At 71.8% G+C, this 15,653-nt stretch carries 12 protein-coding genes and 1 pseudogene; 7 read left to right on the top strand and 6 right to left on the bottom strand.

All coding sequences use genetic code 11. The features are described 5' to 3' along the window. Positions 1 to 111: 111 nt before the first annotated feature. From ABZ098_RS28380 to ABZ098_RS28365, 4 genes and pseudogenes are all read left to right on the top strand, one after another. Positions 112 to 1,599: a hypothetical protein gene (locus ABZ098_RS28380; protein WP_356595828.1), complete on the top strand. Its 1,488-nt coding sequence runs from the start codon at positions 112 to 114 to the stop codon at positions 1,597 to 1,599. Positions 1,600 to 1,744: 145 nt separating this feature from the next. After that, positions 1,745 to 2,026, top strand: a pseudogene (locus ABZ098_RS28375) (proteasome subunit beta); the annotation flags it as partial. Positions 2,027 to 2,153: 127 nt separating this feature from the next. After that, entirely contained in the window at positions 2,154 to 3,326 is a 1,173-nt protein-coding gene (locus tag ABZ098_RS28370) for a HoxN/HupN/NixA family nickel/cobalt transporter (protein ID WP_356595826.1), read from the top strand. Between the two features lie 31 nt (positions 3,327 to 3,357). Then, positions 3,358 to 4,026: a Clp protease N-terminal domain-containing protein gene (locus ABZ098_RS28365; RefSeq protein WP_356595824.1), complete on the top strand. Its 669-nt coding sequence runs from the start codon at positions 3,358 to 3,360 to the stop codon at positions 4,024 to 4,026. Positions 4,027 to 4,051: 25 nt separating this feature from the next. Here ABZ098_RS28365 and ABZ098_RS28360 read toward each other — a convergent pair whose 3' ends face one another. Then, positions 4,052 to 5,011 (bottom strand): hypothetical protein, encoded by a 960-nt coding sequence (locus tag ABZ098_RS28360; RefSeq protein ID WP_356595822.1) that lies wholly within the window; start codon positions 5,009 to 5,011, stop codon positions 4,052 to 4,054. Positions 5,012 to 5,022: 11 nt separating this feature from the next. After that, positions 5,023 to 6,495, bottom strand: coding sequence for an APC family permease (locus tag ABZ098_RS28355; RefSeq protein ID WP_356595820.1), 1,473 nt, complete (start codon positions 6,493 to 6,495; stop codon positions 5,023 to 5,025). Between the two features lie 367 nt (positions 6,496 to 6,862). On the opposite strand from ABZ098_RS28355, the gene ABZ098_RS28350 reads away from it, so the two are divergent. Beyond that, positions 6,863 to 7,345: a DUF5709 domain-containing protein gene (locus tag ABZ098_RS28350; RefSeq protein WP_356595818.1), complete on the top strand. Its 483-nt coding sequence runs from the start codon at positions 6,863 to 6,865 to the stop codon at positions 7,343 to 7,345. A gap of 6 nt (positions 7,346 to 7,351) precedes the next feature. On the opposite strand, the gene sthA is transcribed toward ABZ098_RS28350, so the two are convergent. Then, the gene (gene sthA / locus ABZ098_RS28345; RefSeq protein ID WP_356595816.1) at positions 7,352 to 8,755 is read right to left on the bottom strand and encodes a Si-specific NAD(P)(+) transhydrogenase; all 1,404 of its coding nucleotides are present in this window, start codon (positions 8,753 to 8,755) and stop codon (positions 7,352 to 7,354) included. Between the two features lie 703 nt (positions 8,756 to 9,458). Next, positions 9,459 to 9,665: a hypothetical protein gene (locus tag ABZ098_RS28340; RefSeq protein ID WP_356595814.1), complete on the bottom strand. Its 207-nt coding sequence runs from the start codon at positions 9,663 to 9,665 to the stop codon at positions 9,459 to 9,461. A 217-nt stretch (positions 9,666 to 9,882) separates the two neighbouring features. On the opposite strand from ABZ098_RS28340, the gene ABZ098_RS28335 reads away from it, so the two are divergent. Continuing rightward, positions 9,883 to 12,132, top strand: a complete 2,250-nt coding sequence (locus ABZ098_RS28335) for an MMPL family transporter (protein WP_356595812.1) — start codon at positions 9,883 to 9,885, stop codon at positions 12,130 to 12,132. On the opposite strand, the gene ABZ098_RS28330 is transcribed toward ABZ098_RS28335, so the two are convergent. Then, positions 12,089 to 13,168, bottom strand: coding sequence for a PP2C family protein-serine/threonine phosphatase (locus ABZ098_RS28330; protein ID WP_356596073.1), 1,080 nt, complete (start codon positions 13,166 to 13,168; stop codon positions 12,089 to 12,091). The genes ABZ098_RS28335 and ABZ098_RS28330 overlap by 44 nt on opposite strands. Positions 13,169 to 13,546: 378 nt before the next feature. On the opposite strand from ABZ098_RS28330, the gene ABZ098_RS28325 reads away from it, so the two are divergent. After that, complete coding sequence (locus tag ABZ098_RS28325) at positions 13,547 to 14,440, top strand: GNAT family N-acetyltransferase (RefSeq protein WP_356595810.1); 894 nt, start codon at positions 13,547 to 13,549, stop codon at positions 14,438 to 14,440. Positions 14,441 to 14,601: 161 nt separating this feature from the next. Here ABZ098_RS28325 and ABZ098_RS28320 read toward each other — a convergent pair whose 3' ends face one another. Then, positions 14,602 to 15,495, bottom strand: a complete 894-nt coding sequence (locus ABZ098_RS28320) for a Gfo/Idh/MocA family oxidoreductase (RefSeq protein ID WP_356595808.1) — start codon at positions 15,493 to 15,495, stop codon at positions 14,602 to 14,604. Between the last annotated feature and the right edge of the window lie 158 nt (positions 15,496 to 15,653).

The following is a 15,653-nucleotide window of genomic DNA, read 5'->3' as shown; positions in this document are numbered from 1 at the left end:
GCGCCGCTTGGCCGAACACCGTCCTGCACCCCCTCCGGCCTCGGGTTAGGTTGTCCGTGCCTTTTCAGGATCGGACCAAGTCCCCGCGGTACACGGGGTGAGGGGTGGACGATGGCCCACGGTGACAGTGCCCTGCTCGTCGGGGGCGACCGACGCACACCGTCGGTCGCCTCCGACGTCTTCCGGCGGGCCGGGGGCTCCTGGCCGCTCGCGGCGGTGGCCGCCGCCTTCACCCTGGCCCAACTCGTGCTCGTCCGCCCCGGCCTGGGTCTGGGCTGGGACGAGACGGTGTACGTCAGCCAGGTCGGCACCCAGGCTCCGGCCGCCTTCTTCAGCGCCCCGCGCGCCCGCGGCGTCTCCCTGCTGGTGGCCCCCGTCGCGAGCTGGTCGACCTCGACGGAACTCCTGCGCGTCTATCTCGCCGTGCTGTCAGGTCTCGGCCTCTTCCTGGCCCTGCGCGCCTGGCGCGGCCTCTTCCCGGTCCGCGTCCTCGCCGTCGGCGGCGCCCTGTTCGCCTCCCTGTGGATCACCGTGTTCTACGGTCCCCAGGCCATGCCCAACTACTGGGTCGCCGTCGGCGGGCTGGGCGCGGTCGGATGCTTCCTGCGGGCCCGCGAGAATCCCAGGTTCCTGTGGGGAGTCGTGGCGGGTGTCTGCCTGATGGCGTGGATGCGGCCCACCGACGCCGTGTGGGTCACCCTCCCGCTGTTCGTCGTCGCCGCCGTCGGCCGCAGCATACGGTCCGCCGTCGCCCTCGTGGCCGGGCTGGTGGCGGGCGGCGTGCAGTGGGTGATCGAGGCGTACACCAGCTACGGCGGCCTGGCCGCACGCCTGCACGAGGGCTCCCGTGTCCAGGGCGGGCTGGGCCCGCAGTTCGCCGTCGACGACCAACTGCGCAGCCTCGGCGGCCGGTCCCTGTGCCGACCCTGCACCGGGCCGCTGCCGGACCCCGCCGTCATGGCGTGGTGGGCCGTGCTCCCGCTGCTGGCCGCCGTCGGACTGGTGATCGCGGTCCGGGCCCGGCGCACACGGGTCTCCCTCGTCCCGCTGGCCTGCGCCGCGACGGCAGCCGTGCCCTACCTCTTCCTGATCGGGTACGCCGCCCCGCGTTTCCTGCTGCCCGCCTACGCCCTGCTCGCGATCCCGGTCGCCGACGCGCTGTTCCACCTGGCGACCACCCCGGCCGGCCGGTGGCGTCCCGTCGCGGCGGTGCTGCTCGCGATCGGGCTGACGGGCCATCTGGCGGTGCAGTACGTCGTCCTGGAGCGCACGGTGAAACGCGCCACGGGCCACCACCGCGACTGGGCCCGCACCGCGGCCGAACTGAACCGCCTCGGAGTGCGCCGGCCCTGTCTGCTCTCCGGTCACCTGTCGGTCCCCGTCGCGTACTACGCCGGGTGCATCTCGGCGGCGGCGGCCGGCCACAACACCAACATCACCGAGTCCGGGATCGTCGGGGCGACCCGTCGTATGCCCGTCGCCGTCCTCACCCGGCCCGGGGGCGCGCCACCCGCCTACGCCCGCGACTGGCCCACCGTGCCCGCCGCCGGGATGGACATCCACGTCGCACCGAACGTGAGCGGCCACGGGCCGACCTGACGGCTGTGCGGATCGCCGTCGCGGGCCCCCGGAGACGCGCCTTCCGGCAACTCGCCTGAGGGCCGCCGGCCTGGCCGTCGCCGTGTGCCTGGCCCGGCGCCACCGGCCCGTGCCCGGCGCTCGCCCAGCGGGGCGCTACGGCCCCTCCGCGCCCGAAGGCGAACGCGGCCGCATCTTCAGCTTCGACGTCGCAGGGGGACTCCACGAGACGATCGGCTTCCACGCCGAGGGATCCGGATCGCCGTACGCCAGGGGCGCGTTGAAGAAGTTGTTCCGCAAGGGACTCGACCGCCGTGAGGCCGCCCTCACCGCGCTCCAGGCGCTCTACGACGCGGTCGACGACGACTCCGCGACCGGCGGCCCCGACATCAACAAGATGGTCGGACAGCGCCGCAACCGGCCGGACAGGCCGAACGCGACGCCCTGACCGGGAGCTTTCCCGACTCGTGGGAAAGACCTGTCACGGGCTTTACTGCACATGACTTGCAGGTACCGGAGGATGGCACAAGGCTGCTGAACGCGGCCGTACCCACTGAAGAAGGATCCTCCGCCCGATGACGGCCGCCCCTGACTCCGCTCCGCCCCTCCTCCCCGCCACCGCCCCCGCGAGGGGCTCGGCATGGCACCGCGTCCGTGGCTCCATGACGCGGCAGGAGTGGGTCAGGGCGGGCGGCATGGCCGCGGTCGTGGTGGCGCTGCACGTGATCGGCTGGTTCACGCTCGTCGCGATCGTCGCCCCGCACCACTACGCCGTCGGCGAGAAGTCGTTCGGCATCGGCATCGGCGTGACCGCCTACACGCTCGGGATGCGGCACGCCTTCGACGCCGACCACATCGCCGCCATCGACAACACCACCCGCAAGCTGATGGGGGAGGGCCAGCGGCCGCTGTCCGTGGGCTTCTGGTTCTCGCTCGGCCACTCCAGCGTGGTCTTCGTCCTGGCACTGCTGCTCTCGCTGGGCGTGAAGGCCCTCGCGGGGCCGGTGCGCGACGACGACTCCCGCCTGCACGACGTGACCGCGTTGATCGGTACGACCGTCTCGGGCGCGTTCCTCTATCTGATCGCCGCGGTCAACCTGGTCGTCCTGGTCGGCATCTGGAAGGTGTTCCGGCGAATGCGCTCCGGCCGCTACGACGAGGCGGCGCTGGAGGAGCAGCTGAACAACCGGGGCTTCATGAACCGCCTGCTCGGCCGTGTCATGAAGTCGATCACCAAGCCGTGGCAGATGTACCCGCTCGGCCTCCTCTTCGGCCTGGGCTTCGACACGGCGACGGAGATCGCCCTGCTGGTCCTGGCCGGATCGGGCGCGGCCTCCGGGCTGCCCTGGTACGCGATCCTCACCCTGCCCGTCCTCTTCGCCGCCGGCATGTCCCTCCTCGACACGATCGACGGCTCCTTCATGAACTTCGCCTACGGCTGGGCGTTCTCCAAGCCGGTCCGCAAGGTCTACTACAACCTCACCATCACCGGCCTGTCGGTCGCGGTGGCCCTCCTCATCGGCACGGTCGAACTCCTGGGCCTGCTGGCCGACAAACTGGACCTCCACGGCCCCTTCTGGACCTGGATCAGCGGCCTCGACCTCAACCTCCTGGGCTTCGTCATCGTGGGCCTGTTCTTCGCCACGTGGATCATCGCCCTGGCGGTGTGGAAACTCGGCCGGATCGAGGAGAAGTGGACAGCGGGGCCGGCGGACGGGACAGCGACGCAGCAGGCAAGCACGCCTTGACAATTCCAAAGTGTCAAGGCGTACTTGCCTCATGCCCTTACCTGATCTGGACGACCTCATCGCCGAAGTGGACCGCACCTGCGCGACGGCCCACCGCTCCGGCGCGCATGAACAGCCCGACTGGCTCGCCCTGTTGACCAGTGCCGCGCATCTGTCCGGCCAACTCCAGGCTCTGGCCGACGACCTGGTCGAGGACTACGTCGAGCACTGTCGGATGCACGGCGTCTCCTGGGCCGACATCGGCTCGGCGCTGGGCGTCACCCGGCAGGCCGTGCAGCAGCGCTTCCACGCCCCTCACAAGCGCTACGGCCCCGAGACGATGTCCGAAGAACTCCAGGCCGCCATGACCCACGTCAAGCGGGCCGCCGTCCAGCACCGCAACAACTACATCGGCACCGAACACCTCCTGTTCGGCCTCACTGCCGAGCCCAACAGCGCCACCCGGATGCTGGAGAGCGCGGGCGTGTCCCCGAGCGCCGTCCACGAGGACGTCGGGGCCCGCCTGGCCATGGGCGCCTCCCAGGCGGCCGAGCGGATCGCCTGGACCCCCTACTCGCGCAAGGCGATCGCCCTGGCCGAGGCGCGTTCCGAGGAGGCCGGCGCCGGGCGCATCGGCTGCGACGACCTCCTCGTCGGACTCGCCCTGGTCGGCCGAGGGGCCGCGGCCGCCGTTCTGAAGGGCGCGGGATTCGAGCACTGAGCCCCTCCGGCCCGCACGCGTCGGCTCAGGCCCGCACCCTGAACTCCTTGCGCCACTTGGTGAACTGCTGTTCCGGATCGCCGGTGTACGACCACGGTGTGCGGGTGCCCCGGCGGTCCAGCATGCGCAGGAGGGGGACGGCGACCTCCGGCAGGCCCGCGTGGCAGGCAGCGTGGGCCAGGTAGTTGAGGTCCCGCAGCTCGCCGGGGGCCACGGTGTGGTCGGCGCGGCCCACGATCCAGCGCTCCCAGGTGCGCCGTACGTCACTGATCGCCCCGTCGTTCTTCCAGTGCTGACCCAGCCCGACGGACGTGCGCCTGTCCTCGGCGGCGTCCGTCGCGGTCCGGTACTCCTCGACGCGCGCGTACTGCACCAGCACCGGCAGCGCGGAACCCGGCGGCGCCACGCCGGCCGCGTCGCGGGCGAAGTCGTACATCAGGCCGTTCGAGCCGTGCCAGCGGGCCGAGTAGTAGTGCAGCACCTGGAGGTGCCCCTCGACGCTGTACGGATCCCGCCCGTGCAACTCGTCCCACCAGCGCCCCAGTTCCTGCCGCCGTACCCCGGCCGGGTACAGCCTGGCCACCGAGATGAGGGAGATCCACGGCGTCGGGTCGTCCACGAACGCCTCGGACGCCTGGAGGCAGGCCATCACCGCGGCGTCGACGCGCCGCTGGTCGATCGGCACACCCCGGCCCGCGGCGATGGCCAGGTTGAACGCCCGGGCCGTCTCGGTGGCCGCCCGCAGCACGAGCGCGTCCCCGTTGTGCGGCTCGGCCGCGAGCCACGACTCCACCGTCGAACTGCCCGCGCAGGCCTGGGCGAGCGTACGCACCCGGTGGCCCCGCGAGAGCCAGTCGGGCCCGGTGGCACGCAGCAGTTCACGCAGGCCCTGCCAGCGGCCGATGACGATGTCCTGGCGGGCACTGGTGAGCGGGAAGTCCCCGCAGTCGGGATCGAATTCGGGTGCGAAACGGTCTCTCGCCATCGCACTACCCCTCAGAAGTCGGTGGGGAGACCCTCGTGGACGAGCGCGGGCCCGGACTCCCCGCCGTCGGGCACGTAGTCCGCCTCGACCGTACGGCTCGCGTCAAGTCGCGCCGGCCGGTAGTAGTCGCTGCCCCGCCTCCAGTACCAGAACATCGGGACCAGCCCCACGGCCAGCCCGCCGACGCCGATCGTGATCGCCGCGGTGCTCAGCTCGCCCAGCGACTCGACGAAGATCCAGAACATGAACAGCGCGCCCAGCAGCGGCCACAGCCCGCCGAGCAGGAAGTCCGTCGGGGACTTCAGCAGCATCTTGCGGTACGCGACGACGACCGCGAGGCCGCTGAGGCCGTAGTAGACGGCGATCTGCAGACCGATCGCCGAGATGGCGTCGGACAGGATGTCACCCACCGAGCCGAGGGCGTTGGAGGCGATGAACATCAGCAGCGCCACCGTGCCGACCACCACGATCGCCACCCACGGGGTGTTCCAGCGGCGGTGCACCTTGCCCAGCGCGGAGGGCATCGTACGGTCCCGGCCCATCGCGAACAGGGAGCGCGTGACCTGGATCAGCGTGGTCTCCAGCGTGGCGATGGTCGACAGCATCACCGCGACGATCAGCAGCTTGCCGCCCCAGCCCGGCCAGACCTCCTCACCGAGCACGGCCAGCACGTTGGCGTCGTTGTCCTCGATCTGCCGCGAGGTGAGGATGACGTTCACCGCGATGGTGAACACCTCGAAGAGGAGGAAGACGATCCCGACCCCGATGAGCCCGGCGAGTCCCGTCGTACGGCGGCTGTTGCGGGTCTCCTCGCTCAGGTTGCTGGTGACGTCCCAGCCCCAGTAGTAGAAGGCGGCGATCAGCGCGCCCGAGGCGAAGCCGGCCATGCCGTCGAAGTGGCCGAAGCCCAGCCAGGACCACTCGAAGGAGCGCGCGTTGCCCGTGTGGAAGAGGGCGAGGACGGCGAACAGGGCCAGTATCGCGAGCTCCACGCCCGACATGACGAGCTGGGCGCGCACGGTGAGCCGGGCCCCGCCGAGCACCACGAGCAGCATCAGCACGAACCAGGCGGCGCCCACGACGGTCGACAGGGCGGTGTTGTCCGCGAGGTCCTGGTCGAAGAGGGCCAGCGTCATCGAACCGGCGGGCAGCGAACCGGCCACCATGAAGATGGTCGCCGAGATGACCAGCGCCCAGCCGGAGACGAAGCCCAGGAAGGGATGGAGGGTGCGGCCCACCCAGGAGTAACTGGCGCCGGCGTTCACGTCGATCCGGCTGAGATAGCTGAACGCGAGCGCGATGCCCAGCATGGGTATCGCGCAGTACAGCAGAGCGGCCGGACTGGCGAGGCCCACCGAGCCGACCAGGACCGCGGTGGTCGCGGCGATCGAGTACGCCGGCGCGCTGCCCGCGACGGCCATCACCACGGTGTCGAAGGTACCGAGGGCATTGGCCTGCAGCCCTCTGCCCCTGCTGATGCTCATGGTTGTGCTGCTTTCCGTAGGGCACGACGCACGGCGGAGGGGGCCGCGCGGCGCAAAGGGGTGGGGGGTGGCTCCGCCCCGGACCGTGAGAGGGATGGCCTCGGGCAGGGGCGGTGAAGACAGGAACCCGGTAAGAGAGGAACCAAGGGCGCGGAAGACCGTGCGGCCGCTGCGTGGACGACCGGTCACTCCGTGTGTGCGAGTGATGATAGTCCTATTCCTTGACCCTTCAAGATTAACTGGGGGGTAACCTTCCGGCTGTGGAATGCCTTACTCCGGCAGCCGTTTGAGGTTGGGGAGCGCATACGGGGAAACGCGGATCAGGACATCGCACCGAACCGTACGCGACGCGTGAGGGAGGCAGCCCATGGGCACCGAACCGACACCTGCCGAGCCGATGGCCGACGACGCCTACCAGCCCACCGGGACCAACGAGGAGCAGGAGGACGCGGCCCCGCTGGACCTCCAGGACGCCCTCGACGAACGGACCTACGACGACACCCTCGACGAGGGCTACTCGCCGCCCGAGAAGCCCCTCGGCGTCACCCGGCACGGCACCACCGCCGCCGAGCAGCACGAGGGCGAGACCCTCGACGAGCGCCTGGCCCAGGAGGTGCCCGAGGGGACCGAGCCCCTCGGCGACGAGATCGGCGACCTGCCCGGCGGCGAGGGCGAACCGGTCGACCCGCAGGCCGGTGCCGACCGCGCGGGACGACTCGTCGCCCCGGACGAGGGCGCCCACTCCGTCACCACGAAGGACGAGGTCGCCACCGACGTGGGCATCGACGCGGGCGCGGCCGGCGCGGAGGAGGCCGCCGTGCACGTGGTCGAGGACCCCGATGGGCTCTGACGGGAGTCAGTCCCCGATCCGGTCGATCTGGCGGAGCTTGTTCGTGGCGTCCAGGGCCGCGACCTTGTAGGACTCGGCGAGCGTCGGGTAGTTGAACACCGCGTCGACCAGGTAGTCGACCGTGCCGCCGCAGCCCATCACGGTCTGCCCGATGTGGATCAGTTCGGTGGCCCCGGTGCCGAAGCAGTGCACGCCCAGCAGGGTGCGGTCCTGCGGGGACACCAGCAGTTTCAGCATGCCGTGGGAGTCACCGATGATCTGGCCGCGGGCCAGTTCGCGGTAACGGGAGATGCCCACCTCGAACGGCACGCTGTCCTCGGTGAGTTGGTCCTCGGTGCGCCCGACGAAGCTGATCTCCGGGATGGTGTAGATGCCGATGGGTTGAAGGTGGTGCATCTGCCCGACCGGCTCGCCGAACGCGTGGTAGGCGGCCGACCTGCCCTGTTCCATGGACGTGGCCGCCAGCGCCGGGAAGCCGATCACGTCTCCCACGGCGTAGATGTGCGGCACCTCGGTGCGGTAGTGCTCGTCGACCGTGATCCGGCCGCGCCTGTCGGCGCTCAATCCGGCCTTGTCCAGGTCGAGTTCGTCGGTCATGCCCTGCCGGCCGGCCGAGTACATGACCGCGTCGGCGGGGATCTTCTTGCCGCTCTCCAGGACGGTCAGCGTGCCGCGCGGGTGGCGCTCGACCGCGGCGACGGTCTCACCGAAGCGGAACGTCACGGCGAGGTCGCGCAGGTGGTACTTGAGCGCCTCGATGACCTCGACGTCGCAGATGTCGAGCATCCCGGCCCGCTTCTCGACGACCGTCACCTTGCTGCCGAGCGCGGCGAACATGGAGGCGTACTCCATGCCGATGACCCCGGCACCGACGATGACCATGGAGCGCGGGACGCGTTCGAGGGCGAGCACGTTGTCGGAGTCCATGATCGTGCGGCCGTCGAACTCGACACTGTCCGGCCGTGCCGGGCGGGTGCCGGTGGCGATGACGATGTTCTCCGCGCTGAGCAGCCGCTCGTGACCGGTGACCTCGCGCAGGGCGACGGTGTGCGGATCGACGAAACGGCCGGTGCCGGCGTAGAGGGCGATGTGGTTGCGGGAGAGCTGGCTGCGGATCACGTCGACCTCACGGCCGACCACGTGCTGGGTGCGCGCGGTCAGGTCGGAGACGGTGATGTCCTCCTTGAGCCGGTAGCTCTGGCCGTACAGGTCGCGCTGGGTGAGGCCGGTCAGGTACAGCACCGCCTCGCGCAGGGTCTTGGAGGGGATGGTGCCGGTGTGGATGGAGACCCCGCCGACCATGTCGGGGCGGTCGACGACGGCCACCCGGCGGCCCAGCTTGGCCGCGGCGATGGCGGCCTTCTGGCCGCCCGGACCGGATCCGATGACGAGCATGTCGAAGTCGGGCACCCTCGGAAGTCTGGCAGCCGCCGGGGCTCTTCCGATAGGGCGAGCGGTGAACCGGCCGGACTCCACGTCGGCACAGGGGACGGGACGTGGCCGGAGGGGGCGGGGACGCGCGGCGGACGGCGACAGCTCAGGCGGACTTCACCGGGTTCCGGCAGGCCGTCGCCCACCGGCTCCGGCAGCACCCGGGGGCGAGAGCGAGCCGGTCGCCCGGATCGTGCCGCGCGCCCCGCTCGTTCCGCCCGGATTCCCGGACTTCATGTCCCCTGCCCGCGTGGCCCGGCCGGCACGTAGACCGCTGGAGGAGCGTGCCGGCCGGGGTCGAGTGTGGGCGGGTGACCCGGGTCGAGGCGGGCCCGGACGGGGGCGGGTGACCTGGGTCGAGGCGGGCCCGGGCGGGGGCGGGTGACCCGGGTCGAGGCGGGCCCGGACGCGGGACACTCCTGGCACGAGGCGGCACTCGAACCGGGCACCGGCCACCGCCGGGCATGACGGCGTGGGCGCTTCAACAGGCGTGCGCAACCGGGGAGTTCGCGATCTGCGCGCGGGTCGCCGACGCCGAGGGCGCATCCAGCCGCCGGCGCAGCCGTGGAATCGGGGCGGCTTCGCCACCCGTTCGCCCCTGCGGTGCCCCCGTCGTCGGGGAGCCGTCCCTCGGCGCTGGGGGCGTCCGGCCGTCCCTGGACGGCCGAACACCCGCTACCGGCTAGGGCAGCAGCTTGTCGAGTGCTGCCGCGCCCTCCGCCTCCAGCTTGCGCCGGGCCCATTCGAGCGTGCGCGGGGTGATGTCCTTGCCCGAGGCAAGGACGAGGTCCTCCGGCGACACTTCGGTGCCGGTACGGGCGTGGAGCAGGTCGTCCGGGGTGGAGTGGTCCTCGGACGGCCCGGACACGTCGGGCTGTGACGTCGGCATGATCTCTGCTCCTAGGATCCGGATCACTGTGCGGCCCCGGTGCTGTCAACGGGTCCGATATCACCATTCAACGCGCGGGCCGACCCTGCATCCCGAAGGGCCCGGAGCGGACCCCGGATCTCCGGTCGTCGTGCCCGAGCGCCCGGGATGCCCGGATGATCGGGAAAGCGTGTAATGGGAGTACTGCTCTCCCGGGTCCGGCAGGGAAGGCGATGCCATGTCCGGTACGCGAAACAAGCCCAAGGGCGGTCTGCGCGGACTGGGGGAGTGGTGCGCCCGGCACTTCGTGATCGTCCTGGTCGCCTGGCTCGTGGCACTGGTCGCCCTCCAGACCCTGAACCGGTCCTTCGGCGGGGACTACTCGGACAACTTCTCGCTGGCCGGGGTCCAGTCGCAACAGGGCCTCGACGTGCTGAAGAAGCACGATCCGGCGGCCGGCGGCTACAGCAGCCAGATCGTGCTGCACGACGGTGACAAGGCGCTCTCCTCGCTCGACTCGCAGGTCTCCACGACCGTCACCGACCTCCAGAAGCTGCCGCACGTCCTGTCCGCGCAGAACCCGCTGTCCACGCCCGCCTCGAAGACCGGGCCGCTGTCCTCGGACGGGAAGACGGCGTACATCACGGTCCGCTTCGACGTCCAGCCCTCGACCCTGGGCGACGGCTACCTCCACGGGGTCGACGACGCCGTACAGCCGCTGCGCGCGGCCGGGGCCGACGTCGAGTACGGCGGGCCCCTCGGCGAACTCGCGCGGCCCGCCGCCGACGACAGGGTGAGCGAACTGATCGGGTTCGCCGTGGCGATCGTCGTCCTGCTCGTCGGCTTCGGCAGTGTGATCGCCGCCGGAATCCCGCTGGTGACCGCGTTGATCAGTGTGATCGGAGGGCTGGCCTGCCTGGGGCTGCTGGCCTCGGCGTTCACCTTCGCGACGGTTTCGCCCACCCTGGCCACGATGATCGGACTCGGCGTCGGCATCGACTACGCGCTCTTCCAGATCACCCGCCACCGCCAGAGCCTGATGGACGGGAAGGATCCGGTGCGCGCGGCGGGCGGGGCCACCGCCACCAGCGGGCGGGCCGTGCTGGTCTCCGGCTGCACGGTGATCATCGCCCTGGCCGGCCTGTCCGCGTCGGGGGTGTCGTTCATCGGGAAACTCGGTCTCGCCGCCGCCGTGACCGTCGTCTCCGCCGTCCTGGGCGCCCTGACCCTGGTCCCCGCCCTGCTGGGCCTGATCGGCAACCGGATCGACCGCTACCGGGTGCGCCGACCGGTCGCCGAGACCGGCGCCGCCGAGGGCGAGAGCCCGCAGGGGACCTGGCACCGGTACGCCCAGCGGGTCGAGCGGCGACCGTGGCGCTACCTGGCCGCGGGCGTGGCGGCCGTCGTCGTCCTCGCCGTCCCGGTCTTCTCGCTCCAACTCGGCCACATCGGCGACGGCGCCGACCCCACCTCCTTCACCGACCGGCGGGCCTACGACCTGATGACCGACGCCTTCGGCCCCGGCTCCAACGGCCCGCTCACCGTCGTCATCGACCAGACGTCCGTACCGTCCTCCCAGCGCTCGGCCCTGTCGTCCAAGGCGCAGAAGACCCTCGACGACGTCTCCGGCGCCGCCGCGGTGACCACGCTGACGCCCACCAAGGACGGGGACGTCCTGCTCGCCACCGTCTACTCCCGGCAGTCCCCGCAGAGCGCCACCACCACCGATCTCACCAACCGCCTGGTGGACACCACCCTGCCCGCCGCGGTCTCCGGCACCGACGCCAAGGGGTACGTCACCGGCACAACCGCCGCCCAGGTCGACTTCCGGGACATCGTGTCCAGTCGGCTGCCGCTGATCATCGGCGTGGTCGTCGCCCTCGCCTTCCTGATCATCCTCGCGGTCTTCCGCGGACTGCTCGTCGCCGTGAAGGCGGCCGTCCTCAACGTCCTGTCCATCGCCGCCTCCTACGGCGTCGTCGTCGCCGTCTTCCAGTGGGGCTGGGGCGGCCCCGCGCTCGGCGTCTCCGGCAAGGTGCCCATCGAGAGCTATGTGCCGATGATGATGTTCGCGATCATCTTCGGACTGAGCATGGACTACGAGATCTTCCTGCTCTCCCGGGTGCACGAGGCCTGGCTGCGCACCGGCGACGCCAAGGCCTCCGTGGCCCACGCCCTGGAGATCACCGCCCGGGTCATCACGTGCGCGGCACTGATCATGGTCAGCGTCTTCGCCGCGTTCGTCGTCAGCGACAACATCGTGGTCAAGATGCTCGGACTGGGCCTCGCGGTGAGCGTGCTGATCGACGCGACCGTCGTACGGCTGCTCATGGTCCCCGCCGTGATGACCCTGCTGGGCCGGCACGCGTGGTGGACGCCCCGGTGGCTCGACCGCCTCCTCCCGCACATCGACGCCGAGGGGGAGCAGGAGGGGGAGGGGGCGGTCAGCGGGGTTCCGGGGCCGCGGGCGCGAGAACGAGCATCGTGACGTCGTCCTGGAGCTCCGGGGCGTAGCGGACGAGGTCGGCCCAGACCCGCTCGACGAGCTCCGGCAGGTCACCGGCGAACCCGGCGATCCGGTCGAGCAGCGGATAGAAGGCCCCGGCGGCGTTCCGGGCCTCCCAGACGCCGTCCGAGGCCAGGAAGAGCCGGTCGCCGGGCCGCAGCGGGACCGTGATCCCGGCCGGTGGCGAGGCGTCGGCCAGGCCCAGGCCCAGCGGGGTGCCCACCGGGACGTCGAGCTCCACGGCCCGCCCGTCGCGCAGCAGGACCGGGCCGGGCTGCCCGCACGCCACGATCCGCACGACCGTCGCGCCGGGGCCGAACTCCAGCACCACCGCCGTCGCGAACAGCTCCGAGTGTCGTACGCCCGCGGAGTCCACCACCAGCCTGCGGTCCAGCCGCGAAACGACCGACTCGGGATCCGGCCGGTCCAGCACCGCCTCCCGGAAGGCCCCCAGCAGGGAGGCGACGGTGGCGACGGCCGACAGCCCGTGCCCCTGCACATCACCCATCACCGCCCGCACCCCGCAGGGGCCCTCCCGCACGTCGAAGAAGTCACCCCCGACCAGCGTCCCGCGCTGCGCCGCCCGGTACAGCCCGGCACACCGCACGCCCGCCACCCGCTCGGGCAGCGGCGGCACGACGGCCCGCTGCGCGGCCTCCGCGACCGCGCGCTCCGTCACGAGCTGGGCGTCGCGCCGGCTGCGGACGAACGACACGACCACACTGAGCGCGGCGACGAAGCCGACGGTCAGCAGATCGGTGCTGCCCGGATCGTTCAGCCGGAACACCGGCACGTTCAGCACGACCAGGACGAGCCCGCCGAGCACGGCGGTCGCCAGCGGTCCGTACGACAGCACGGCCAGCGGCGGGATGGCGCCCAGCAGGAACCCGATGTCGAGCGGACTGGGGCTCACGAGGGTGGCCACGCACACCCCCGCCAGCAGCGCGGCGGGCAGCACCCGCACCCAGCCCGGCGGCGGCGCGCCCCGCAGCCAGCTCCGCCGGTCCCGGTCGCGCAGTCGGCTCACACCACCACGCTGCTACGACCGGACCGGCCCCGCACCCCGAACCGTGTCCGGAAGAGCCGTACGCCTTCTCTCACGCGGGGGGTGAGGCCGATGGTACGGACCATGGGAGCCGCGGCCCATACGTCGGACAGCGTTCGATCCGGTCTTGAGGGCTGGTCAAGTGGCGTGCGAGGAAACGGAGTTGGTTGCGAAAAGTCGGTGGACGCCGTCCCGGGGATCCCGTAGCGTGAGCCGCCACGCCCCGAGACCAGCGGAAGGAGGCGAGTGCCGTGCAGTCCACCACCCTTCAGCGCTCCCTCCCCGTCGTTCCGGCGTGCCGCGTCTGACCGGGAGCGCTCCCCGCAGTACGCATCCCGGAGGAATCCACCCATGACCGATCTGGTCATCCGCGCCCTCGACGAGCGCACCGCCCCTCTCTTCGACGCCCTTCCCGACCCCCTCGGCGCCCGCGAGTCCCACCGGCTCACGCACCACCGTCCCGACTGGAAGCGCGTCGCCCTGCGCGACGGCGAGGTCGTGGCACGCGGCGCCTGGTGGGGCGGCCCCGACGACACCGCGCCCCTGAACATCAACTGGTTCGACGTGGCCGAGGGGGAGGAGGAGGCCGGCGTCGAACTCCTGCGCACCGCCCCCTGGCAGGTCGAGCTGGAGATGAACCTGCCCGCGGGCTGGCGCGAGCACCCCGGGCTGCGGGCCGCCGCCGAGACCCGCTTCACCGCCGTGCACAAAGCCGGGTACGAGCTCCTGGTCGAGCGGAACCTGTACCGGTGGACACCCGAGCACGGGCTCCCCGAGCGGCCCGGACGGCTGGAGTTCCGGCCCGAACCGGACGACGCGGTCTTCTTCGACCTGCTGCGCCGCATCCACTCCGCCACCCTCGACGCGCACGCCCTCAAGGCCGTCGCGGAGGGCGGACTCGACCGGGCCGCGCAGGAGGAACTCGACTTCTTCCACTGGTGCCCCTCGCCCCGCGAGTGGTGGCAGGTCGCGTACACCCCGCAGGGGGACGTCGCCGGGATCCACATTCCGGCCCACAACCCCTCGGGGCCCTGCGTCGGGTTCATCGGGGTCGTGCCGGAACAGCGCGGCCACGGCTACGCCTACGACCTGCTCGCCGAGTGCACCCACTATCTCGTTGCGCAGGGCGCCGAGTTCGTCTCCGGCGCCACGGACCGGGGGAACTTCCCCATGGCCGCGAACTTCACCAAGGCGGGCTACCCGGTCGTACGCGAACGCCTCAACTTCGACCGGTCGTCGAGGTGATCGTCGACTCGGCGCGGGAGACATGGCGGGGTTCGAGGGCGAGGCCCGCCGCCGTGTGTCGCTGATCGCACCGGACGGCCCCGTGCCCGAGGTGCGTGTGCCGGGGCCGGTCCGGGAGGGGCGGCCGCTGCCTGCTCCTGTCGTCGTACGGCGGCCCGTGCCTACGCCGTCGCCGTCCCGCCGCCCAGCAGGGTCTCCGCCTCGACGAGGATCTCGGTGACCCGCAGGCCGAACGTGGCGTCGCACGGGTGGGCCAGGCCGGTGCGTGCGGCGGTGAGCAGGCCGTCGGCGGCCCGGAGCAGGGCGGGTACGACACCCTCCGAGGACTCCGGGAGCAGGGCGACTCCGCCCGCGCCCCGCAGTTCGACCCCGACTCCCGCAGCCGCGGGCGGAGCGGTGAGACTCAGCGTCAGGGTGCTCGACGCGCCGCCGCTGTGCGTGAGAACCAGGTGAACCGTGTCCCCGGGGCCGTGCGCGGCCGCCGCCACCTCACGGACCTCGCCCAGCACCGGCAGGAGCACCGACAGCGCGTGCGGCCCCACGTCCCACAGGGCGCCCTTCTCCTGCCGCCACGGGGAGTCGGCGAAGGGGCTCTCGTCGGTGAACACCGACCCCAGCCATTCGGCCCGGCCCGTGAACCAGCCCGCCACGCCCGCCTGTTCACCGATCCACGCCTCGGTCTCGGCGAGGAAGCGTGAGGTGAAGAAGACCACCGAGGCGACCCCGGTCTCCTGGACGGCCTCGACCACCGCCCGGCCCTCCTCGACCGTCGTGGCAAGGGGCTTGTCCAGCAGCAGATGGCAGCCCGCCCGCGCGGCCCGCGCCGCGAGACCGGACTGCACGGCCGGCGGCAGGGCGACGGCGACGGCGTCCACGTCGGCGAGCAGCGCGTCGACATCGTCGTAGGCGCGTGTGCCGTGCTCGTCGGCCAGTTCCTTGGCGGCTTCCGGCCGACGGCCCCACACGCCGGCGAAGTCCAGCTCAGGGTGTGCGCCGAGCGCGGGGGCGTGGGCCATCCTGGCCCAGGGACCGGTGCCGAGCAGTCCGATGCGCATGCTGCCGCCTCTCACGTCGTACCGCCGAAGCTCATGGTGACCGGTCTGGATCGGCTGCCGGTCGAGGCGAGGGTGTCACACGGACGCCGCGGACACGCAACCCCGTCTCGCCCCCGGTCCGACAGAAAGCGGCGGTCTCCGGCATTCAGCACTCCCGT

The organism is Streptomyces sp. NPDC006335, from assembly GCF_040612795.1.
In the GTDB taxonomy this organism is placed as follows: domain Bacteria; phylum Actinomycetota; class Actinomycetes; order Streptomycetales; family Streptomycetaceae; genus Streptomyces.
This window is presented reverse-complemented; position numbering and strand designations above follow the sequence as displayed.